This window comes from Alteromonas sp. OM2203 (assembly GCF_048517045.1).
Taxonomy (GTDB): Bacteria; Pseudomonadota; Gammaproteobacteria; order Enterobacterales; family Alteromonadaceae; genus Alteromonas; species Alteromonas gracilis.
The window spans coordinates 3,349,454-3,372,836 of the sequence record NZ_CP183209.1; the positions used below are offsets into that span (position 1 = coordinate 3,349,454).

The window sequence follows — 23,383 nt, forward strand, 5'->3', positions numbered from 1 at the left end:
ATTATTCTCCTTCCTTTGTAAGTGTTTTTGGCTCTAACTCACAACGCGCTAATAACTTCGCGATTTGACCGATATTACCCGCCCCTTGGGTCATCACAATATCGCCGTCTTGCATGATATTCGCCAAAATTGCAGGTAAGGCGTCTTTATCGCCTACATATACCGGCTCTATCTGTCCCCGCTGACGAATTGAACGACACAGCGCTTTACTGTCAGCACCCTCAATCGGCTGTTCACTGGCTGCGTAAACGTCAAGAAGCAGCAGTGCGTCAACGCTCGACAACACCTCAACGAAGTCTTCGTACAGATCACGAGTTCGCGTAAACCGATGGGGTTGGTAGACCATAACCAAACGTTTATCAGGCCAGTTTGCGCGAGCTGCAGCAATAGTGGCTCTTACTTCTGTAGGATGATGGCCGTAATCATCCACCAAGCACACTTCACCTTTACTCGTGTTGAATGTACCTAGCTGTTCAAATCGGCGACCAATGCCTCCAAAACTGGCTAAAGCACGCATAATGGCGTCGTCGTCTACCCCTTCATCCGTTGCCACCGCAATGGCAGCAAGAGCATTTAAAACGTTATGGTTGCCCGTAAGATTTAACGTTATATCTAGTGGCTCGTGATCCGGTCGAATAACGGTAAAATTCGCTTTGCCAAATGAGAGCGTAATATTTTCAGCGCGATAGTCATTGTGCGGCTCAAAACCGTAAGTAATGATACTTCGTCCAATACGCGGGCGAATCTCTTGAATATTGGCATCGTCGCCACAGACAATTGCCTGACCGTAAAATGGCAAGTTAGACAGAAAATCTACGAAGGTATCTTTCACCTTTGAGAAATCGCCGCCATAGGTATCCATGTGATCCGCTTCAATGTTCGTAACCACCGATACCATTGGCTGAAGGTGAAGGAAAGATGCATCGCTCTCATCAGCCTCGGCAATTAGATAACGACTTTTTCCTAACCGGGCATTTGTGCCAGCACTATTTAACAGGCCGCCAATCACGAACGTAGGGTCGTATTCGGCTTCTGCGAATATGGTAGAAATCAAACTGGTTGTGGTAGTTTTGCCATGCGTTCCAGCTATCGCAATACCGTGACGGAATCGCATCAACTCCGCCAGCATTTCTGCACGGCGAATAATAGGGATACGTTTTTCACGAGCAACGATAATTTCTGGGTTTTGCTCGTTAATTGCGCTAGACACAACGATAACATCCATGCCTTCGACATTTTCAGCGCGATGACCAATTTTCACTTCGGCACCTAACTCGCTTAAACGCTGTGTCATAGGCCCTTCTTGAATATCAGAGCCAGCAATAGCATAACCTTCGTTAAGCAGCACTTCTGCAATACCGCCCATACCGGCACCGCCAATACCAATAAAGAATATATTTTTTACCCTGCGCATTTGCGGGCTTTCAAATGGGGTTTTAAAAACCATTAGTCCCCTACTCCTACCACGCTTTTAACGTGGCTTACTACATTTTCCGTGGCATGAGTGCTTGCACATGTTTTGGCAACAGCTCCCATTGTTAAGCAGTTTTCAGGGTGTTGTAACCACTGACGAACCGCCTGCCCTAAATTTTCTTTTAATACAGATTGAGCAATCATAAGTGCTGCATTTTGCCTCACTAGCGACTGCGCATTTTTTGTTTGGTGATCGTCAACCGCAAACGGTAGCGGTACGAAAATCGCCGCGCGTCCAGCAGCTGCAACTTCACTTACCGTAAGCGCACCGGCTCTACAGACAATAAAATCTGCCCACTCATAAGCTGCGGCCATGTCATCAATAAAATCACTGACATCGATTTTCGACATATCTGCGCCCACCGACGCATAGGCATTAATGACACCTTCACTGTTACCTTTTCCGCACTGGTGTTTTATTGATAAGCCCTCTAGCACACCACAGGTCTTAGGTACGGTTTCATTCAAAACTTGTGCGCCTAAGCTGCCGCCAACAACAAGCATGTTTAGGCCTTGTTTGTGCTCACAGGTGTTTTCAAAACGGTTTTCAAGCGTGCTTTTACGAGCGTTTGTATTCATGCCTGCAGCTTTGGATTTAACCTGCCAAATCTCATCGCGAACGGGATTGCCCACAGTATGCACGCTGTCAGCAACGCCTGAGAATTGTTCTTTAGCATCGTCAAAGCCAAGGAGTACTCGGTTTGCGATTTTGCTAAGAAGCTTATTGGTCATGCCTGCCGCCGCATTTTGCTCATGCACAATAACGGGGATGCCTAAGCTTTTTGCTGCTACTCCGCCGGGACCGCTAGCATAGCCGCCAAACCCAACAACAACATCAGGCTTTAGCCGTTTGATGATTCGTCTTACTGAGAATAAACTTTTTACCAGGGCCATAGCGCCCTTAAAACGTGCTGATATCCCTTTACCACGTAGTCCTTTTACCGGAATAAAGTGAATAGGAATACCGTGCTTAGGTATTACCTGCGCTTCCATTCGCTCGGCGGTGCCCAACCAATGAATATCCCAGCCCTCGCTACGAAGCGCATTGGCTACCGCAAGGCCTGGAAAAACATGCCCGCCTGTACCGCCAGCCATTATTAAACAGCGTTTAGCCATTGTCGGCCTCCTGCGCCACGCGCGCGAGAATGGCTTTAATGCCGGCTTTGCCTTCATCTTCCGCTGTTGATGTTTTAGTCGCAGGTTTCGCCTTAACAATTCCAGTTGAAAAATCTTCTTCATCAGCATCGTTTACTGATGCTGACGGGGATGTTGCTGGCACCTTTGATTGAGCCGCACCTGAAGGAATAGGCTTTTTCCTACGCGGGTGTTTCTTACCGTCTTTCCCATCACCTCGGCCAATTGCCTGTACGCCATCAACGCGCAATTCGAAGTCGATACGAAGCAATATAGCCACAGCCACAGACATAACGATAAGTGACGAACCGCCATAGCTAACTAGTGGTAACGTTAATCCTTTGGTTGGCAGAATACCTGCGCTTGCGCCAATGTTTACCGCCGTTTGGAAACTAAACCAGATGCCGATGCTGTAAGCCAGATAGCCATCAAACGCTCGACCTTTCTCTAGTGCTTTATTTCCAATGCTTAACGCGCGCAATACCATCCATAAAATGAGGCCAAGTACCGCGAGTACGCCAACAAAGCCAAGTTCTTCTGCCAAAATGGCCATAACAAAGTCGGTATGTGCCTCTGGCAAAAATTCCAGTTTTTGCAGGCTGTTACCCAGACCTTGCCCAAACCAGTTACCGCGGCCATAAGCCATTAAGGATTGGGTTAGCTGATAACCCGCGCCAAACGGGTCTGCCCACGGATCTAAAAATGAAGTTACTCGTTTCATTCGGTATTCTTCAAACACGATAAGTGCGACAACCGCCAATATGCCTGCAAACACCAATGCGAAGAACTGCCATAGTCGCGCGCCGGCTAAAAATAACAGGCCAATTGTAGTAGCGAACATTACCACCACGGTACCCAAGTCTGGCTGAAGCAGTAGCAACATCGCTAATACAAAAAACACAGCCAGTGGTTTGATAAAGCCTTTCAAGTTTTCTGTAACTTCTTCATAACGGCGAACTAAATAGCCCGCCAGATAGGCGAAGAAGAAAAGCTTGGCTGGCTCTGCAGCCTGAATGGTAATAGGGCCAATCGCCAACCAGCGAGTACTTCCGTTTACGGTTCTTCCAACCACGAGTACAGCCAATAGAAGCGCGATGGCAGCGAGCAGTAGATAAGGGTTAGTCATGCGCCAAAACTGCATAGGAAGATTCAGTACAACCATGGCCGCGACTATCGCTCCAACGATATAAATACCGTGGCGAATAGCAAAATAAAATGGGTTGTCGTGCAGTCTATCCGCAACCGGCATAGATGCAGACGTAACGATAATAACGCCAATGCTCATTAATGCTAGCGCGATTAAAATAAGCGTGACGTCATAAGGATGCGTCGCTGTTTGCTGCCCGTCATGCCTTGCAGCAAATAAAGCGCTTAGTTTAGTAGAGGCCGCCATCATAGTACCGCCTCCAAACTCATATTGTGTAGGTCGTAAACGTCCTGTTTGAAGGTGTCTCCGCGATGCATATAGTTTTTAAACATATCTAAACTCGCACACGCAGGTGAAAGCAGCACCGTATCGCCGGGAGCAGCAACCCTAATCGCCGCTTTCACCGCATCTTTCATTGTGGCTACGCGGGTTGTATGCGCGAAGCTCTCTTCGAACAAGTGTGCATCTTTGCCCAAAGCAAACACATGGAAAACGTGCTGGTTTAGATAAGGCGCAAGACTTGCCATATCAGCACCTTTGGCATCGCCTCCTGCAATAAGAATAAGCTTGCCATTTATAGTTGGGCCAATTCCCTCAAGTGCTGCGATGGTCGCCCCAATATTAGTGGCTTTTGAATCGTCGATATAGCGAACATTGTTTACACAGGCTACTTCAACACAGCGATGAGGCGCAGATTTGAAACTGTGTAGATGTTTAACCGCCGCTTGAGGCGTCACACCGAGTTTAAGGCAGATGCCAAGGGCTGCCATAATATTTAACACGTTATGCATGCCGGCTAAATGAATGTCGCTTAAAGCGATAAGCTTTTCGCCGTTAAACGCGATACACGGTTTCCCATCGTCTTCGAAGGTCGCGATAGAAAAACCGCTAGAAGACTCACCTAAGCCATACTCAATAATATATTGTGCACCTTGCTTTTCTATATGAGGTGTTTCACTTAGATAAGTATCCGAAACCGGGCTTAAGTTGTCATTAGCCTCAACTAAAAGGTGTTCATCGGGTGCTACAAACTCACCGTCTCGCCAGACAATGGCTGATTTGGCATTATCAAAAATGCGATGCTTAGCATCAACATACGCCTCTAGCGTTCCGTGACGGTCTAGGTGATCATCGGAAATATTCAGTATCGTGGCAGCCTCAAGCACTAGACTTGACGTTGTTTCAAGCTGAAAGCTCGACAATTCCATTACTACCACATCAGCATCGCTTTCCAACGCTTCCAATACAGGTCGGCCTACGTTACCCGCTTCAATGCTTTTCACGCCACAGGCGTTGAGTAAGTGATTGACTAGCAGAGTGACAGTGGTTTTGCCGTTTGAGCCTGTTATACCCACTACACGCTTAGCAGGCGTGCTGCTGCTGTCTGAGGTGTTTAAGCGGGCAAACAGTTCTACGTCGCCAATCACTTCAACGCCACATGTTTTCGCTAGGCTAACTTCTTCAATGTTAAGCGCAAGACCCGGGCTTAACACCAAGGTGTCTACACCATCAAAGAAATCGGCGCTAAGCGTATTACACGTGACCTTTTCAGCCATGAACGCTTGCATGTCAGGTTCAAGGTCACCAACAAGATCAGCAGGTGCAGTAAAATTAGCGCGTGTATCAAACGCTTTAACGGTTGCCTGTTTCTGCAACAAAAAGCGCACGCAAGCCTGACCCGTCACACCTAGGCCACCGACTACATAACTATGCTCACGTACGTTATACGACATTAATATTTATCTCTTCAGCGCTTATCTGAGTTTGAGGGTAGCGAGCCCCACCAAAACCAAAATGATAGAAATTATCCAAAAACGCACAATCACGCGCGGTTCTGGCCAGCCCTTTAATTCATAGTGGTGGTGGATGGGAGCCATCCGAAATATACGCTGACCACGTAGTTTGTAAGAACCAACTTGCAGGATCACTGACAAGGTCTCTATGACAAACACACCACCCATTATGATGAGAACCAATTCTTGACGCACAAGTACGGCAAGTACACCCAAGGTTCCGCCTAGCGCTAATGAGCCAACATCCCCCATAAACACCTGTGCTGGATAGGTGTTAAACCATAAAAAGCCCAAACCTGCGCCGACCATAGCGGTACAGACAATCACCAGTTCACTGGTAAGGGGGATGTGCGGGATATTTAAGTACTCAGCAAAATTTGCGTTACCTGTTACATAGGCAAAAATAGCGAACGCGCCTGCTACCAAAATGGTTGGCACTATTGCCAGACCATCCAGGCCATCGGTAAGGTTTACCGCGTTACTGGTTCCTACAATGGCAAAGTAAGTAATGATGATGAAAAAGGCACCCAACTGCGGGAATACCTCTTTAAAGAAAGGTACCAGCAGCGAGGTTTCAGCGCTTATTGTGGCACTGCTATACAAATAAAACGCCACACCTAAAGCCACAACCGATTGCCAGAAATATTTCCAGCGTGCGATTAGCCCCTTTGAGTCTTTGCGAATGACTTTTCTATAATCGTCAACAAACCCAATAATACCGTAGGCCACCACCACGGTCAGGGTTACCAGCACATAACGGTTTGTGAGATCTGCCCATAGCAGGCCGCTTACCACGATTGCCGCTAGGATGAGTAGCCCGCCCATTGTGGGCGTGCCCGATTTTGATAAATGGCTTTGCGGGCCATCGTCGCGCACGGTTTGACCGATTTGCATACGCTGCAAATAACGGATCATTTTAGGGCCAATAAGAATGGCAATAAGCAACGCGGTCAACGTACTTAATATTGCGCGAAGGGTTAGGTATGAAAATACGTTAAACCCTGAATCGAATTGTGTCAGCCAGTCGGCGAGCCAAATTAACATGCTATTCGCTCCCGACGGCTATCCAGCTTTCCCAGCGTAGAGGCCTCGATCGCCTCTACCACGCGTTCCATCTTAGAACTGCGTGAACCCTTTACTAAAATTGAAATATCGCGCTGCTGCACTAACAAATCATTCTCCATTGCGGTCAACAAACTTTCAACATCGCTGAAATGACCACCATTTTCATTAAACACAGCACTTGCTGACTGACTCAAAACACCCATAGTGTAAAGGTAATTAATCCCTTTTTGTTTTGCATATTCACCTACCTGCTCATGATAAAAACGCGCCTGTTCGCCCAATTCTTTCATGTCTCCAAGCACAAGTACTCTTATGCCTGAAAAGCTGCTGAGAGTATCAATTGCTGCGTTCACAGAAGCCACGTTGGCATTGTAGGTATCGTCTAGTAATCGAACTTTTTCGGTAAGCTGTTTTACATTTAAACGGCCGCTAACCTGCTTCATGGCAAGTAAACCGTCACGCACGTTTTCTAATGTCGCACCCACTTGTAACGTCAGCGCCGCAGCGACCAACGCATTGCCTACGTTATGAATACCGGGGATAGTAAGCTGGATAGCTATTCCGCCCTGAGGACAAACTAGTTGAAATGCGGCGCATCCATCTAATCCGATAGTAATATCTTGCGCTTTGAAGTCGGCGTCGTTTTTTTGTTCAGGGGAAAATGTCAGCGTTTTAGTCTGTTTAAGTTTACCTTGCCAAAACTCTGCAAATTGACTGTCGATGTTAACAACGGCTACACCGTCGCTTCCCAACCCTTTAAATATTTCGCTTTTTGCTCGAGCTACGCCTAATAAGCTGCCAAAGCCTTCTAAATGAGAAGCCGCAGCATTTACGATAGTTGCAACATCAGGCTTAACCAAGTCGGTAGTGTAGGCAATCTCACCTAAATGATTTGCTCCTAACTCCATAACGGCGTATTCATGCTGAGGCTCTAGGCGAAGCAAAGTTAAGGGGACACCAATATCGTTATTGAAATTCCCTTTAGTGGCGAGCACATTACCTCTACGGGCTAAAATTGCTGCACACATTTCTTTAACCGTGGTTTTACCGCTACTTCCTGTGATCGCAATAGTTTTTGGTGCAACCTGTGCCTTCACCGCCGCTCCTAATGCGCCCAATGCCTCTTTGGTGTCTTTCACCAAAATTACAGGTAGCGATGTCACTATCTCTTCACTGGCAATAACTGCACTAGCCCCTGCTTTTTCAGCGGTCTCGACAAAATCATGACCGTTAAAATTTGGGCCTTTAAGTGCTAGATATACCGCGCCCGCTTCGAGCGTGCGGGTATCAGTACTTACCGAACACACTTCGGTGTCCGCAGCAGTACCTACTAATTTTCCGTTAACCTTTTCGGCTATCCACGACAGCGTTGTTGTTATCATTTGCTGTACTCCTGTTGCAGTCGCGCCACAACTGCACGTTCGTTATAGTTAGTCTTTTTGTCACCGATAATTTGGTAATCTTCATGGCCTTTTCCAGCCACTATGATGATGTCGCCTTCCTGTGCATGCTCAAGGCAATGACGAATAGCTTCTTCGCGGTCTGCAATAGCGACTGCCAGTTCGCGATTTTGCAAACCGTCAATGATATCTTTCGCAATAGACTCTGGGCTTTCACTGCGACTGTTATCGGTTGTGATAACAATCGCGTCAGCACCTGACTCGGCTGCCTGCCCCATCAAAGGCCGCTTACCTTTATCTCGATCACCGCCGCAGCCAAATACACACCACACGTTACCGCTAGTATGAAATTTTGCGCTAAGCAGCACCTTCTCAAGTGCGTCAGGCGTATGCGCGTAGTCCACCACTAAATTGGCAGCGCCTTTAACAGGAAACACTTCCATTCGGCCAGGTACAGGAGTAATAGCATTTACCGCTTTAACCACTTCATCAAAACGCTCGCCCTCAGCTAATAAGGTCGCGATGGCACTTAGCACATTACTGATGTTGAACTTACCGAAAAGTGGCAAAGCTATAGCAGCACTTCCCCAAGAGCTCACTAGCTCAAAGCTACATCCACCCGCATGATAAGAAGCATTTGTGGCGAAACAATGGCGATATTGAGGATTGTTGTAGGCGCTTAACAGCGCAGCATCTTTGCTATCATCAATACCAGTCCACACTCGCATAATGGCGCTATCTGCGGCACCGTCCCACTTTGTACTTTCATCATCGTTCGCGTTTAACACTACGATTTTCAAACCCGGCTGTTGAAGCAGCAAGCGCTTGGCTTTGCCATACTCTTCCATTGTGCCGTGATAATCGAGATGGTCTCGCGTAAGGTTGGTGAAAATCGCAATATCGGTTTTAACCGTGCCAAGACGCCCTTGAACCAACGCGTGAGAACTTGCTTCAAAGGCGGTATGGCGCACTTCGCTTTGCACAAAGTCTGCCAATAAATATTGCATACGTATGGCGTCAGGCGTTGTGTTTGCCGCAGGTGTATTCGCCCACTGCGTTTCGTCACCTTCAAATACGCTACTGCCCAAGGTACCTATACTTGCGCTGCGCGTACCTAACACATCTTTAAGCTGGGTAAGCAATTGAACTGTAGAGGTTTTTCCATTTGTTCCGGTTACCGCAACAGTCGTCATTTTTTGTGCAGGATAGTCGTAGAATGCAGCAGCTAGTGATGAAAGCATTTGCGGTAATTCATACAGCGAAATAATTACGCTGTGGTCACGCATTTCCATTTGACCATGTGCTCCACTGTCGTCAGTTTGCGCCAGAATTACACGGGCCCCTAAACTTATTGCCTGCGGGATAAAATCTCGACCGTCTCGTTCGTGCCCTTTAATAGCCAAGAACGCCAACCGGATGTTCACCTCTCGACTATCTAACGTAAGACCTTCAATACGAATATCCGGCGCCTCTACGCCGAACTTCGCTAGCAAGGCTTTAGTGCTTTGAATAAAGGCATTAACTACCACTTTGACCTCCTTTCAATAAGCTGCTTGAGGTAACCTGCTTGTCGTCTGGCGTAACGTTTAACATGTGTAACGCGCCGCCCATAATCGACGAAAAGACCGGTGCAGCTGTATCCCCCGCGTGATACAAATCGCCGCCGGGTTCGTTGATCAATACAATAGTTACTAATCTAGGGTCGGACACAGGTGCAATACCGGCAAAGATGTTGACGTACTCTTCACCGTACCCGCCAGCTACTGCTTTTCGGCTCGTTCCTGTCTTTCCCGCTACACGATAACCGGGCACTGCTGCCTTCGTTGCAGTTCCGCCGCGCAGCGTAACGCTCTCCATCATCTGGACGATGGCGTTTGCGTTTTCTTCACTTATAACGCGCTCTGATTGTGCGTGCCACGAGGGTTGCTCTGGTGTTTTGATGATCTTAAGCGGCGTTTTAATTCCACCATTTGCCAATGTGGCATAGAGACGTCCCAACTGGGCCGTTGTCACTGAAATACCGTAGCCGAAAGAAAGTGTGGCAAGTTCAAATTCAGACCAACGACTACGCTCGTGGAAAATCCCGCTGCTTTCCCCGGCCATGTTAAGGCCCGTGTCACTCATCAGCCCCATGTTGTAATAAGTATCAAGCAAGAACTGCTTAGGTACAGACAGCGCCAGTTTAGACGTCCCCATATTCGATGAATGCTGAATAATTTCTTCTAAGGTCAACTCACCGTAGTTACGCGAGTCTTTAACCAAGCTTCCACCTAAACGCATCCAACCTGGATGAGTATTGACAGAATCTTCCGGTTCCACCTCACCAAACTCCAAAGCAGTTAACACCGCAAGGGGTTTAAGTGCCGAGCCCGGTTCAAAGGCGTCAGTGATAATGCGGTTGCGCATGCGGTGTGGGCTGATATCACTTCTATCATTAGGATTGAACGATGGCGCGTTAACCATTGCCAGCACTTCGCCGCTTTTTACATCGATAACAATGGCAGAAGCCGAGCTTGATTGATAATAAATCATGGCTTCTTTTATCTCTTTGTAAGCAAGAGCTTGAATACGTTGGTCAATAGTCAGCTGTAAATCGCCGGCCTTTTCGCCTGAAGTAGTTTCTAAAATCTCAACCTGACGACCTTTCGCGTCACGGCGGATTTTGCGAGAGCCTGGCGTCCCCGTTAGCCACTCGTTATACATGCGCTCTAAGCCTTCAACACCTGTGTCATCCACATCAGTTACGCCGATTAACTGCGCTGAAACCTCACCCGTAGGATAGTAGCGGCGACTTTCGCGGCGAAGATAGATGCCCGGAATGTCCAGTTTATCTACGTACTCGGCCATGGCAGGCGAAACTTGACGCTGCAGATACACAAAGCGGCGCTTGGGGTTAGCGACTTTTTCTTTAAGTTCATTAACATCTTGGCGCAGCACATCAGCCAACGCTTCCCAACGACGTTCCTCTTTAAAACCGTCGTTTTCGTGAATAATTTTCGGGTCTGCGTAGATAGCGCGAACAGGCACACTCACTGCCAGCTCAACCCCGTTTCTATCGGTGATAAGGCCACGGTAGGTTGGCATATCACGGGTGCGAAGCGTTCGATTATCTCCCTGTTGAATAAGCTCATCAGGTTCAATAACTTGAATGTAGGCGGCACGGGCTGCCAGCACGCTGAATACAAGCATTATGACAACAAGAACAACCACAAATCTCCAGTGTACTAAGCTGGGGGTAACATTTTGTTTTGCGCCAGTTTTCTTTCGCTGTCGATTATTTGCAACGTTCATTTCAATCTCACCACTACTTCATCGTCAGCAGTCGGGCGGTACATATCTAATTGTTTTTCTACGAGGTTTTCGATACGGTTGTGTTCAGTAAGCGCCCGTTGCTCTAGAACAAGGTTACGCCACTCAACGTCAAGCTCGTCTTTCTCCTGCATAAGGTCTTCAAGGGCTATCACTTGCTGACGATTGTGGTGGCTGCTTAGCGTTACCGCCATAGCACTAACAATAACCATTAAATACAACAAAACCCGCAACTTGTTGCGGGTCAAATCTGAAACAATAATGAGCAGTAATTTAAAATTAGTACCGGCCTTGTCTGGCGTGACTTTCGTCATAGTTTTTCTGCCACACGCAATACCGAACTGCGAGAGCGAACATTGTTCGCAATCTCCTGCTCTGAGGGTTTTATCGCTTTGCCTAATGCTTTTAGCACTTTATCGGCATCTATTTCAGCCTGAGTAATCGGTAAGTTATGTGGTACTGACTTCCCTTTACTTTGTTCCTTGATAAAGCGTTTTACTAAACGGTCTTCAAGAGAATGAAATGAGATAACAGCAAGGCGCCCTTCTTTTGCCAACACCTGTGTAGCCGCTTTAAGGCCAACGCGAAGCTGCTCTAACTCAGCATTGATATAGATGCGAATTCCCTGAAACGCGCGGGTTGCCGGGTGCTTAAATTTATCTTTAACCGGCACTGCTTCATCGATAATTTTTGCTAGCTGCGCAGTACGTGTAATGGGCGTATCTTTGCGTGTATTTACGATGGCGTGCGCAATTCGCTTGCCAAATTTTTCTTCGCCAAACTCTTTAATTACCTGCGTAATATCTTGTTCTTCGGCGCTGGCTAGCCAGTCTGCCGCACTTTGCCCACGTGAAGTGTCCATGCGCATATCAAGCGGGCCGTCACGCAAAAAGCTAAAACCGCGTTCAGCATCGTCAAGCTGTGGAGAAGATACGCCTAAGTCCATCAGCACACCGTCAATCTTTCCGGTTAGCCCCAGCGCTTCTATTTCTTCTGCCATATCACCAAACGGAGAGTGGATAATGCTAAAGCGCTTGTCATCGGCAAAGCGTTCGGCTGCTTTAATCGCTTGAGGGTCACGGTCAAAGGCGATAAGACGCCCGCTTTCACCTAGCGAATTCAATATATGTGCTGAATGCCCACCACGGCCAAACGTGGCATCAATATAGATACCGTCTGGTTTAATCGCCAGCGCTTCAATACACTCGTCAAGCAGTACTGAAATATGTTTAAATTCATTAGGCTGCGTCATAGCGAGAAGTCCTGTAATCGTTCGGTAAGTTCAAATTCGCCTTTGCGTTCGGTGTCTATATCAGCTTCAACTTGTTGTGCCCAAATATCGGCATCCCAAATTTCGAATTTGTTTAACTGACCAACTAACATGACTTCTTTTGAGAGTTTTGCGAATGTTCGCAGTGGTGTGGGAACAAGAATACGACCGCTTTTGTCCATCTCGCCTTCAGAGGCATACCCAAGGAGCAATCGCTGAAGGCGACGCTCGGCTGGGATCATGCTTGAAAGTTTAGAGAGTTTTAGCTCAATCTCTTCCCATTCGGGAAGTGGGTAAAGCAGCAAACAACTTTGTTGTGTATCGACTGTGCAGACTAGTTGTCCCTGACAATCATCCAGCAGCGACTGACGATACTTCGTAGGTATAGCCAGTCTGCCTTTTGTATCCAGATTGATTGCGTTAGCGCCGCGGAACATTCCCCTAGCCTTTTATTATTTGCTCTTGGTTTTCTTGTTTTTTGAGTACTAATCTGCAAAGTGATGATGATTTGATCCACAATTCGCCACATTTACCCACTGAGATACAGTTTAGGTACCAATGATCCCCACTGTCAAGTAGAAAAAAGCCGTGGAGGCCGCATAAACACTGGGTTTTAACTGGCTGCATATACAGTACTTTTAGGAAGTGTATGATTAGGCATATAAAAAAGATTAAAAAACATTCAAGAGCGAAAAATTAAACCTCTAATTTATCGATGAACTGCAGTTTTTAACGCACTGAAGCGGAGGGCCTGTAGATTTCACCAATCACGAGCGCAGCAACAAATTTAACGTGGTAACGGCAGGAGAGTGAAAACAAAAAATGAGCTTTCAACCTAGCTGAAAGCCCACTGTCTTTATTGTTTTTCGCTGTTGAATTTTATTCCATTGAGAAGCCGTGCATTTAATTAGAATCGGTATGTGGCTGACAATGCCGCAACATCGCTATCTACGTCGCTATCAATATCCGTTTCATAACTCGCTGATATTGCGAACTGCTCATTGACCCAGTAATCAAGCGCTACGCCTGCCGTTTTAACATTATCAAAACCGTCTGGCGCATTCGTATAGCTGTAGCTACCTTGAACACTTAATCCCGGGCTAAAGAAGTAACGCGCACTTCCAGACAGCACATCAATATCATCGGCGATGTATTGGGCTGTGAAATCCCATCCCGTTCCTGCATTACCTACCGTGGTATATCGGGTGAAAACAAGCGGTGATGTTTCATTTTCACTCTCGCTGTAGCTTTCTCCACCGGCATTAAAGTCGTAGGTAGCACGCTGGTAGATAAGACCTGCACCAATTTGCCACTGACGTGATAGGTTAAACCCTATTTTTAGATCAATATTGGTGTAATCCTCATCACCAAAGTCATCATCAAATTTACTATGGGCGCCTTCTATAGCAAGCATCCAGGTGTCATCAATATAAAACGTGCTGCCTAAATTAAACACATCGATACCATCTAAATTTGCATAACCACCAGACAGGCTAGATACACGCTGAAGATAAGGGTTGATAAGGTAAGCGCCGCTGTTACCGCTCACTTCATCTAAATAGCGGACATATTTGGCACCATAAAGATTTTCATCTAGTCCGTCAAAATCGACAGCCATAACTTGTACTTCGTTTTGTGTAGCGGCATGTGCTGCTGAGACTGAAAATACAGAAGCCGTAATGAGTGATAGTGCAGTTAGCGTTGTTGAAAATTTATTAGATTTGATGTTCATGTCTTTTGTCCTTAAAAAATGTGTTGGAATCGACAAACAAGATAAGACATTAAAACTTAACGGTTTCTGAACGAAAGATGACGAAGTCTGAACGTGAATTTTAGGCACAAAAAAGCCCGCGACTTGGCGGGCTTCTAACTTTCAAAATTAAGGGGCAATTACGCGCTTGGCGCCGCTTCGGCTGGAGCTTCTTCTGCTTTTACAGCAGAAAGCTGCATACTGCGAATTGGGTTTTCTGTACCGTTAGAGAGCTCAACAAGGCGGTTTAGCTGACCAACAGACATCATAACTGCATAGATAGCGCCTAGGAAGCCTTGCTTGTGCAGCTCTAGTACTTGCTCTTCTGGCAGCTCAAGAAGTTTCTTCTCGTTGATGCTCATCATGCCGGTAACGTTGCGCTGTTTACCATCTTGGTAAGTAAGGCGAATTTGAATTGGATCTAGTAGGTCTAGTTCCACAACTTTCGCCACGAAACGCTGAGTTAGCATTTCGCTATTCGCTAGGTCTGCTAGGAACTTCTGGCGGTTTTCAAGGAACTCGCTTGCTTCACCAGCTTCGGTGAATAGTGCTTGGCCTTCGTCAGAGATAAGGTCAGAGTTTTCATCAATATAAACACCAAGCTTGTCGCCGTCAGGACGTACGTCGAATGGGTAGCGAAGGATGTTCATCGGAACGTGTGGGCCTTTCCAACTATCGCCAGTAAGGAAAAGGTTTTGTCCTTGCTCCATGCCTAGCATAGTCACTACGTGATGGCGCTTTGCATTGGTATCTTCAATAAAAACCAACGGCATTGTCGCTGCAAGTTGTGCAAACTCACGAATCGTCGCTGCTGCAAGGTGTGTATTTTTCGCAAAGCTGAAAGAAGTGTTTACCGCAACCTTTAAGTCTTTATGCTTTTCTTTATCTAGCGGTACAAAATTAATAGCCATATTTATTTCTCATACTTGTTAGCTGTGGCCCCGGCTTGATTATGTGAGAAGAGCGGGTGCCATCAAAAATTTTACGTCGGCCGCGCTGATGCATATCAGCATCGATAGTTGGCGGAGCGCTTGGGAGTATCCCGTATTCGCGCAATGAAGTCACGCAGTCTTCACCATAACAAGTTTTAAATTTTTATTGCAATGTAAACTTGAAGTAAACAAGCACAAGCGCTCTAAAAATGAGCAATCCAAGCTGATTTCAAGAGTCGAAAGAGCGATTTGATGTAAATGAGAGTCTGTTGAAGACCTATTGTCGCGGTATGAATTATCCTTTAGTCTCTTATTGCTAGTTAATTAGGGGCTGTTGACCTAAGCGATAAAAAACAAAATAAGGATTTTCTATGAAGGGGCACTTCCCACTCTCGTCTTGCGCATTCTTTATCTCTGCGCTTTTTGCTTCCAACAGTGTATTTGCAGACACTCCGGTCTACTCTGCATCAGAAAACGCGATTAAAATCGCTCAAGAAACCATTATTGTAGACGGGCACATTGATGTGCCTTATCGTGTAAAAGAAAAGTGGGTTGATGTTACCAAGGCAACCGATGGTGGAGACTTTGACTACCCTCGCGCTGTAGCCGGTGGTTTAAACGCCCCGTTTATGAGCATTTATGTACCCGCGAACTTAGACAATTCACCTGAATCTACACAGCTTGCTCACGAGCTTATTGACTCAGTAGAAGCAATTGTTGCTCGCGCTTCGGACAAGTTCGCCATCGCTAAAAGCCCTTCTGACGTAAAAGCACAGTTTGAAAAAGGGCTAATTTCTTTGCCTATGGGTATGGAAAACGGTTCGCCTATTCAGGGTGACTTGAAAAACCTAGCGGCTTTTTACGAGCGCGGGATACGCTACATTACTCTCGCCCATAGCCAAGCAAACCATATTTCTGATTCTTCATACGACCTTCGCAGAAAGTGGAAAGGGCTGAGTCCATTTGGCAAAGAACTCGTAGGCGAAATGAATAATATTGGCATTATGTTGGATATTTCTCATGTGTCTGACGACGCCTTCTATCAGGTTATTGAGTTAACAAAGGTACCAGTTATAGCCTCTCACTCTTCACTGCGTCGCTTCACACCCGGCTTCGAACGCAACATGAATGACGACATGATCAAAAAGCTCGGCGAAAACGGCGGCGTGATCATGATTAACTTTGGTTCTAGCTTTGTTTCGAAAGAAGCCGGTAAATGGCGTAGCGGCCTAACTGCTGCACGCAAAGCGTTGGTTGAAAAGGAAGGTGAAGACAGCCCTAAACTAGAGAATTTTGAAGAGAATTATCGCAAAGAAGTACCTTACCCTTATTCAACACTTGATGAAGTACTTGATCATATCGATCACGTGGTAAAACTAATTGGTGTTGAACATGTGGGAATTGGTTCAGACTACGACGGTGTAGGTGACTCACTCCCCATTGGGCTTAAAGACGTAGCAAGCTTTCCAAACCTCGTTCAAGGGCTGCTAGATAGAGGCTATAGCCGCACAGATATTGAAAAGATATTAAGCGGTAACCTGCTGCGCGTTTGGCAGCAGGTAGAAGACTATGCGGCAGCGCACTAACTCGCTAGTACTTCATAGATAAGGCGTGGGGAAGCAGATATGTGCTTCCCTTTTTTTGCCTGTTACGTTTTACGCGAAACAACGAAGTAAAACGCGCTTGGCAACACAAGTAAAGTTAGCACTAGTGCACTTGCCATACCACCCACCATCGGCGCGGCAATTCGCTGCATTACCTCGCTACCAGTACCCGTAGCATAAAGAACAGGCAGCAAGCCTACAATAATAGAAAGCGATGTCATCATGACTGGACGAAGTCTTGCCAAAGCAGCGTTAACGATTGCCTTTTTCACCCGCTCATCTTTGTTAGTATAAGCGTCTTCTGTCTCAGACTCAGGCATCGAGAGAGTTTCTGATACATATTGCTTTAAGTAAACCAGCATGATCACGCCTATTTCAGCCGCTACACCCGCAAGGGCAATAAATCCGACCCCCACAGCAACCGATAAATTGAAATTGAGAAGATAAAGCAACCAAACACTACCAACCAATGCCAATGGCAAGGTAGCGAGTATTAACGCCACGTCGCGCAGGCGCCTAAATGCCAGATAGAGCAAAAGACAGATGATGGCTAGCGTGAGAGGTATAACCACTGACAGTTTCGCTTTCGCACGCTCCAGATAAGCGAATTGGCCAGCCCAAGTAAGTGAGTACCCAGCAGGTACCTCAAGGTGATCTGAAAGGTGTTTTTTAGCCGCTGCTACATAGCCTCCCAAATCTATACCTGTGGCAGAATCGGACGATACATCAATATATACCCAACCGTTTAAACGCGCGTTTTCACTTTTAATCGCTACAGGACCATCATCTATTCGTACGTTTGCGACATCACCCAAAGTAATATGCGCCCCACTTGGAGTAACGAACGGCATTGATGCCAAAGATTCAGGGGTATCGCGATAATGCTGTAAAAACCGCATGGTTACAGGAAAACGCTCTCGCCCTTCCACAGACTGAGTAACTATTTGCCCCCCAATGGCTGTTCCCACAATACTGTGAACATCGTCGATTGACATGCCATAGCGCGCCGCCAACTGACGATCAATATCAATATAAACATAGCGCCCGCCGACAACGCGCTCGGCGTATACCGACGCGGTATGGGGCACGTCTTTTAGTAACGCCTCTATATCTCTACCAATAGATTCAATTCCCGCTAAATCTGGCCCAGCAATTTTAATTCCCACAGGTGTTTTTATCCCTGTCGCCAACATATCGATGCGGGTTTTGATAGGCATAACCCATGCGTTAGTCAGCCCGGGAAACTGTATAAGTGCATTAAGCTCTTCTTTGAGTTTTTCAGTGGTCATACCGTCTCGCCACTGCGCTTTTGGTTTAAGCTGAATAAAAGTTTCAATCATAGTTAGTGGCGCAGGGTCAGTGGCCGTATCAGCCCGCCCAATTTTTCCAAATACTGTTTTAACTTCCGGCAGGGTTGCAATAAGCTTGTCGGTTTGTTGCAAAAGTTCTCTGGCTTTTCCAACCGAAATACTTGGATAAGTGGTGGGCATATACATTAAGTCACCTTCATCTATCTCAGGCATAAATTCACTGCCAAGATGACTTAACGGCCAATACATAGAAACCAATAAAAGTAATGCGGCAACAAGGGTAACTAATGGGTAATTGAGCGAACGCATTAGCAATGGCCTGTAGACGCTCTCTAATGCGCGATTAACCGGATTTTCTGCTTCAGCGCGTATTTTGCCGCGAACAAAATAGCCCGCTAACACAGGAACCAAGGTAATCGCGAGTGCGGCGGCGGCAGCCATGGCATATGTTTTGGTAAAAGCGAGTGGCGCAAAAAGACGTCCTTCTTGGGCTTCCAACGCAAAAACAGGAATAAACGAAACCGTTATAATAAGCAGCGCAAAAAATAGCGCTGGACCAACTTCCGATGTTGACCTTATCACCAGTTCCCAACGCTTGGCGGCAGAAAGCCGGTAAGATGTTGCTTTTGCATTTGCTGAATGTTGATGTAAGTGCTTATGCAAATTCTCAACCACTACAATAGCGCCATCTACCATAGCACCAATGGCAATTGCGATACCGCCTAACGACATGATGTTGGCGTTAAGCCCTTGGATCTTCATCACGATAAAGGCGGTGAGAATACCAATGGGTAAACTGATTAACGCAACCATAGAGGAGCGTAGGTGTAACAAGAAGATAGCGCATACAAAGCCGACAACTAGTAACTCTTCCACTAATTTATTTGAAAGCGTATCCACCGAGTTATCGATAAGTGTGGCCCTGTCGTAAACCGGAACTATCTTCACGCCTTTCGGCAAACTCGCTTTTAATGCCTCTAGCTTTTCTTTGACGGCATTGATAGTGGCTTTCGCATTTTCACCATATCGCATAACAATGATGCCACCTACCGTTTCGCCTTTCCCATTAAGCTCTGCGACACCGCGGCGCATCAGCGGACTTTCAACCACTTGCGCCACATCGTCGATGGTGATGCTCACACCATTTTGAATAACTCCTGTAGGTAATGCGAGTATTTCATCTATTCCCTGAATATAGCTTTGGGCAGCAACCATATATTCTGCTTCAGCCATTTCGATAACCGAAGCTCCGGTGGCGCGATTACCGCGTTTAAGGGCAATGTCGATCACAGATGGCTGAATGTTATAGGCGCGCAATTTCTCTGGGTCGACAATCACTTGGTACTGCTTAACCATACCGCCCACAGACGCAACTTCGGATACGCCTTCTACTGACTGTAGTTCAAACTTTAAGAACCAGTCTTGCAGTGCTCTTAACTCCCCAGCATCCAGCGCATTTGGCTGATTCACATCGTTTTCCAAGGCATATATGTATACCCAACCCACGCCGGTTGCGTCTGGGCCTAGCTGAGGTGTTACGTCTTCAGGCAGTTGCGAAGCGGCTTGGTTTAAATATTCTAAAACTCGGCTTCGCGCCCAATACATGTCCGTGTCATCATCAAAAATGATGTACACGTAAGCATCACCAAAAAACGAATAGCCTCGTACAGTTTGTGCCCCCGGAACTGACATTAACGCTGATGTTAGTGGAAACGTCACCTGATCTTCGACCACTTGTGGAGACTGACCCGGATAGCTTACTTTCACAATAACCTGGACATCAGACAAATCAGGGATAGCATCAATGGGTGTGTTTTTTACTGCCCAAACACCTGCAACACTCAGCATTAGTGCGCTCAGCAGTATCAGTATTCTATTATTTACCGACCAGCGAATTACCGATTCAATCATGGTGCATGTGCTCCTTATGATTCATCGACTCTTGGTTTTTGGCCTTATGACTGTTTTTTTCATGACGCATTTCATCCCGTTCTTTTTCCATAGAGCTAGGGTTGGCAATACCATTATTCGGGGTATGAGCGTGGCTACTTTGTTTCGAACCGTGAAGCATGTCGCTGTGCATAACGTGCTCCGCGGGTTTACGCATATCGATAACCGTGAATTCATCGCCGGTTACGAAGGTAAACGTAACCTTGTCGCCCTCTTTAAACTGAGATAAATCAATGTGTTTTGACACTGCAAACGACATAACTGCCGGGCCCCGTCCCCATTTCTCTATTGGTCCGCGTGCTATAACCACTTCGGCATTGCCGCCAGCCTCATCTACTTTGTTGTTAACTGGCAATTTAATTGCCTCAATGGTTCCCGTCGTTGTTGCCTGATTGTCCGGTGCTCTCATCCGGTTGAAGTCACTGTTTTTAGACGACTCAGAATCAATTAAAAAGTGTGCTGATACTACAACCTGGTCTCCTGGCAACAAGCCGTCTAACACCTCAAAATGTGAATTGTCGCTTTGACCTAGCCTTACACTGACCGATTTGAAGTTCCCCTTCCCATCACTCAGGACTACTCTGGCTCCCTGGGAGAAACGAATTACTGCACTGCGAGGCACAAGTAGGGCAGCGGCGCGCTCAGCCGGTTTTATTGACACATGGGTGAACATATTGGGCTTAAGCTTATGATGATTATTGCTAAGTGGAATACGTACTTTCAAAGTTCGCGTAACGTCAGACATAGACGGATAAATGTATTCAATATGGCTTTTCCATCTAGCATCTGAGGTATGAGCAAGTTCATCAAGGCTGACTAAAGCTGTATCGTGTAGAGCTATATTTTGTGCGTACTTTTCAGGAAGTTCGGCGATGACCCACACCGTATCTAGCTGGGCAATACTCATCAGCGTCATACCAGGCTGAATATAGAACCCCTCACGAATATTCAGAGCCTCCACCACCCCACCTTGCGGCGCGTTGAAAGTAACGGTTTGAGAAATGCGCCTGCTTTTAATCAGGGCATCAAGAGCCTTCTGTGACAGCCCCAGTGTTTTAAGTCGCTCAGCGGCGCCTTCAATTAGGCGTGAGTCACCTCTTTTAAGCGCAAGCACATATTCCTCTTGTGCTGTTACCAACTCCGGTGAGTATAACGTGTAGAGTGCCTGTCCTTTTTCGACTTGCTCTCCCTGAGATTTGATAAAAAGTGTGTCGACCCAACCCGAAACTCGGGGATGGATGTGAACAATACTATCTTCATCGTAGGCTACGCTACCTAACGCTGCGATGGTTTGCTCCAAAGCACCAATGGTGACTGGGGCAACTTTAACTCCCATGTTCTGTTGTACGTTGGAGGGGATCATAACTGTTCCAGGTGTGTGCCCGTCGCCTTGATTGGAACTTGTATCAGCAGTGGCATAAACCGGCACCAGATCCATGCCCATCGGTGACTTGCCGGGCTTATCTCGACGATAGCTATCATCCATAGGAGCGACCCAATATAGGGGCGCACTATCCCTGTTTTGTGCGTTGTTTTGCGCGTTGCTTTGTTTGTCACTTTGCCCATTGCCTTCGCTCATTACATCACTGGAAGAGTGTGACGTTAATAATGTCGATAGACCCAGTGCTAAAAGGGCACCAATAACAACGCCTAGAATTAACCCTTTGGTTTTTGGACTTATATTTGTTGAAGGTGTCATGATAACTACTCTGTGCTCGATAGGTTAATGTGGGATGGCAGATATAAATAGGCAAGTTCCGCAAGCGTTTTGGCGCGCTCTACATCAATTTTTAATAAGTCGTCCTGCACTTTTACTAACATGAGGTTTGCGTTCACCACGTCGGTGATATCTGCCGTGTCATTGGTGTAAGCCGTAAGTTCAGCCTCGGAGAGTTGTTTTGTTTCGTCAATAAGCACGGCTTCATAAAGCGCTTTTCGCTCACTGAGTCCAGACAGTCGTGTTATAAGGACGTCGGCTTTTGAACCAAGGTCATTCACTTTTAATCGAAAGTCCGTTTCAGACGCACTCATTCTGGAAGCCGCTGCCGAAATAGAAGCATCTTGGCGGGATTGATTAAAAAATGGCAGGTCTACCTGAACGCCAAAAGAAACAAAGTCAGCACGGCTCATGCCATTTTCATCATCCTGCCGATACCCGTAGCTTGCTTCAAAGGCCCACTTTGATTTAGTTTGCTCGCGAGCAATATTGAGATTTTGCGCTTCAATCTTGGATTGCAATTGAAACAAAATGGCTTCAGGGTGATGCTGCAGTACCGTGAAAGGCTCGGCGGTATCTATATCATTTAAAAACGCAGAGACATCGCCCTTGTAGTTCTGCACAATGGCAGCAAAGTCTATCGATGATGTTACGCTTAATGATGCTTCTAGCGGCGCACCATACCATTTTGAAAGTGCAGCTTTTGCTTCATTGTTCTGCTGATAAGCCTGCACATACTTATCTTCTAACGATAGCAGCGCGAGGCGGACTTTTAGTATATCTTGTTGTGAAGTTGAACCCACACCTTGGCTGTAGCTGGAGTTTGTAAAATCAAGTAGTTGGGTAAGCAATGCCTTTTCTTTGTCTAACAGCACAATGCGACGTGTGGCATAAAACCAGTTTAACCAAGTAAGAGTGACTTCTTTTTTAAGCCAGGCCTCTCTTACTTGATTTTCAATCAACACTCCCTCACCCATGACCTTGTATTTCTGTTGGGTATAATAATTTTCGTCGCCTCGTGGCAGTTGCTGTTTCAGACCCACTTTGAATTGAGTCATAGGCTCTTGGTTAACGGCAAAACCATCAGTTGGTAGATTTTGAAGCGACGCCGAAATCTGAGGGTTTTCCCAGTATGTCGCTGCATCAGACTGGGCTTTGAATCCTTGCTCTCGATGCGCGTTCCCTTTTAATTGTGGGTCATGTTGAATTGCTAATTGAACTGCATGTTCAAGGCTTAGGGCCTGTCCGTACCCCTTCAAAGGAAATGAAAAATACAGCAACAGCAAAGGTAAAACGGTAAACAAAGCGCGAGGTTTTCGATATACCTTTACGCACTCGTTCACTTTTGGAAAAACCGTAAAATAACACATCTATGACATCACTTTTTAGAGGCAGTACGTATTAAATAAATTGCTTTTATTCCACCTGCCAACGGGAGTGTTGACGAGAGAAGTAGCCACGTACCACATAGATAAATAGAACTAACTCGAACATTATTTCGAAGCTATGCTTCGGGAAATAAAACCTTG

At 46.4% G+C, this 23,383-nt stretch carries 17 protein-coding genes; 1 reads left to right on the top strand and 16 read right to left on the bottom strand.

What is annotated here, in order from left to right:
* Position 1: 1 nt before the first annotated feature.
* The 13 genes from murC to ACM0P2_RS14895 all read right to left on the bottom strand — a co-directional run bounded on the left by murC (position 2) and on the right by ACM0P2_RS14895 (position 15,252).
* Positions 2-1,447: a UDP-N-acetylmuramate--L-alanine ligase gene (murC, locus tag ACM0P2_RS14835; RefSeq protein WP_120961755.1), complete on the bottom strand. Its 1,446-nt coding sequence runs from the start codon at positions 1,445-1,447 to the stop codon at positions 2-4.
* The gene (murG, locus tag ACM0P2_RS14840) at positions 1,447-2,589 is read right to left on the bottom strand and encodes an undecaprenyldiphospho-muramoylpentapeptide beta-N-acetylglucosaminyltransferase (protein WP_419226752.1); all 1,143 of its coding nucleotides are present in this window, start codon (positions 2,587-2,589) and stop codon (positions 1,447-1,449) included. Before murG ends, murC begins: the two co-directional genes overlap by 1 nt.
* Positions 2,582-4,003, bottom strand: a complete 1,422-nt coding sequence (ftsW, locus tag ACM0P2_RS14845; RefSeq protein WP_159117894.1) for a cell division protein FtsW — start codon at positions 4,001-4,003, stop codon at positions 2,582-2,584. The genes murG and ftsW overlap by 8 nt, the downstream gene beginning before the upstream one ends.
* Positions 4,000-5,487 carry a UDP-N-acetylmuramoyl-L-alanine--D-glutamate ligase gene (gene murD / locus ACM0P2_RS14850; RefSeq protein WP_419226753.1) on the bottom strand — a complete coding sequence of 496 codons (1,488 nt, stop codon included), beginning with the start codon at positions 5,485-5,487 and terminating at the stop codon, positions 4,000-4,002. The genes ftsW and murD overlap by 4 nt, the downstream gene beginning before the upstream one ends.
* 21 nt (positions 5,488-5,508) lie before the next feature.
* Positions 5,509-6,591: a phospho-N-acetylmuramoyl-pentapeptide-transferase gene (gene mraY / locus ACM0P2_RS14855; protein WP_105929586.1), complete on the bottom strand. Its 1,083-nt coding sequence runs from the start codon at positions 6,589-6,591 to the stop codon at positions 5,509-5,511.
* Entirely contained in the window at positions 6,585-7,994 is a 1,410-nt protein-coding gene (locus ACM0P2_RS14860; RefSeq protein ID WP_419226754.1) for a UDP-N-acetylmuramoyl-tripeptide--D-alanyl-D-alanine ligase, read from the bottom strand. Before ACM0P2_RS14860 ends, mraY begins: the two co-directional genes overlap by 7 nt.
* A complete protein-coding gene (locus ACM0P2_RS14865) occupies positions 7,991-9,541 on the bottom strand; it encodes a UDP-N-acetylmuramoyl-L-alanyl-D-glutamate--2,6-diaminopimelate ligase (RefSeq protein ID WP_419226755.1) in 1,551 nt (516 codons plus the stop codon). The genes ACM0P2_RS14860 and ACM0P2_RS14865 overlap by 4 nt, the downstream gene beginning before the upstream one ends.
* Complete coding sequence (locus ACM0P2_RS14870) at positions 9,531-11,303, bottom strand: penicillin-binding transpeptidase domain-containing protein (protein ID WP_105929583.1); 1,773 nt, start codon at positions 11,301-11,303, stop codon at positions 9,531-9,533. Before ACM0P2_RS14870 ends, ACM0P2_RS14865 begins: the two co-directional genes overlap by 11 nt.
* Positions 11,300-11,635, bottom strand: a complete 336-nt coding sequence (gene ftsL, locus ACM0P2_RS14875; protein WP_173359119.1) for a cell division protein FtsL — start codon at positions 11,633-11,635, stop codon at positions 11,300-11,302. Before ftsL ends, ACM0P2_RS14870 begins: the two co-directional genes overlap by 4 nt.
* Positions 11,632-12,573 carry a 16S rRNA (cytosine(1402)-N(4))-methyltransferase RsmH gene (gene rsmH / locus ACM0P2_RS14880; RefSeq protein ID WP_120961769.1) on the bottom strand — a complete coding sequence of 314 codons (942 nt, stop codon included), beginning with the start codon at positions 12,571-12,573 and terminating at the stop codon, positions 11,632-11,634. The genes ftsL and rsmH overlap by 4 nt, the downstream gene beginning before the upstream one ends.
* Positions 12,570-13,028, bottom strand: coding sequence for a division/cell wall cluster transcriptional repressor MraZ (gene mraZ / locus ACM0P2_RS14885; RefSeq protein WP_105929580.1), 459 nt, complete (start codon positions 13,026-13,028; stop codon positions 12,570-12,572). The genes rsmH and mraZ overlap by 4 nt, the downstream gene beginning before the upstream one ends.
* Before the next feature lie 470 nt (positions 13,029-13,498).
* On the bottom strand, positions 13,499-14,323 hold the full coding sequence (locus ACM0P2_RS14890; protein ID WP_419226756.1) for a hypothetical protein: 825 nt from the start codon (positions 14,321-14,323) through the stop codon (positions 13,499-13,501).
* A gap of 158 nt (positions 14,324-14,481) precedes the next feature.
* Positions 14,482-15,252, bottom strand: a complete 771-nt coding sequence (locus ACM0P2_RS14895) for a SapC family protein (protein ID WP_105929578.1) — start codon at positions 15,250-15,252, stop codon at positions 14,482-14,484.
* 392 nt (positions 15,253-15,644) lie between these two features.
* Between ACM0P2_RS14895 and ACM0P2_RS14900 the strand changes: the two genes are divergently transcribed.
* Positions 15,645-16,859, top strand: coding sequence for a dipeptidase (locus tag ACM0P2_RS14900; protein ID WP_419226757.1), 1,215 nt, complete (start codon positions 15,645-15,647; stop codon positions 16,857-16,859).
* A gap of 62 nt (positions 16,860-16,921) precedes the next feature.
* Here the strand turns inward: ACM0P2_RS14900 and ACM0P2_RS14905 are convergent, their stop codons facing one another.
* Genes ACM0P2_RS14905 through ACM0P2_RS14915 form a run of 3 tightly spaced genes read right to left on the bottom strand, consistent with a single transcriptional unit; the run spans position 16,922 to position 23,224 of the window.
* Positions 16,922-20,098: an efflux RND transporter permease subunit gene (locus ACM0P2_RS14905; RefSeq protein WP_419226758.1), complete on the bottom strand. Its 3,177-nt coding sequence runs from the start codon at positions 20,096-20,098 to the stop codon at positions 16,922-16,924.
* Positions 20,091-21,836 (bottom strand): efflux RND transporter periplasmic adaptor subunit, encoded by a 1,746-nt coding sequence (locus ACM0P2_RS14910; protein WP_419226759.1) that lies wholly within the window; start codon positions 21,834-21,836, stop codon positions 20,091-20,093. The genes ACM0P2_RS14905 and ACM0P2_RS14910 overlap by 8 nt, the downstream gene beginning before the upstream one ends.
* A 5-nt stretch (positions 21,837-21,841) precedes the next feature.
* Positions 21,842-23,224, bottom strand: coding sequence for a TolC family protein (locus tag ACM0P2_RS14915; protein ID WP_419226760.1), 1,383 nt, complete (start codon positions 23,222-23,224; stop codon positions 21,842-21,844).
* Positions 23,225-23,383 lie beyond the last annotated feature (159 nt).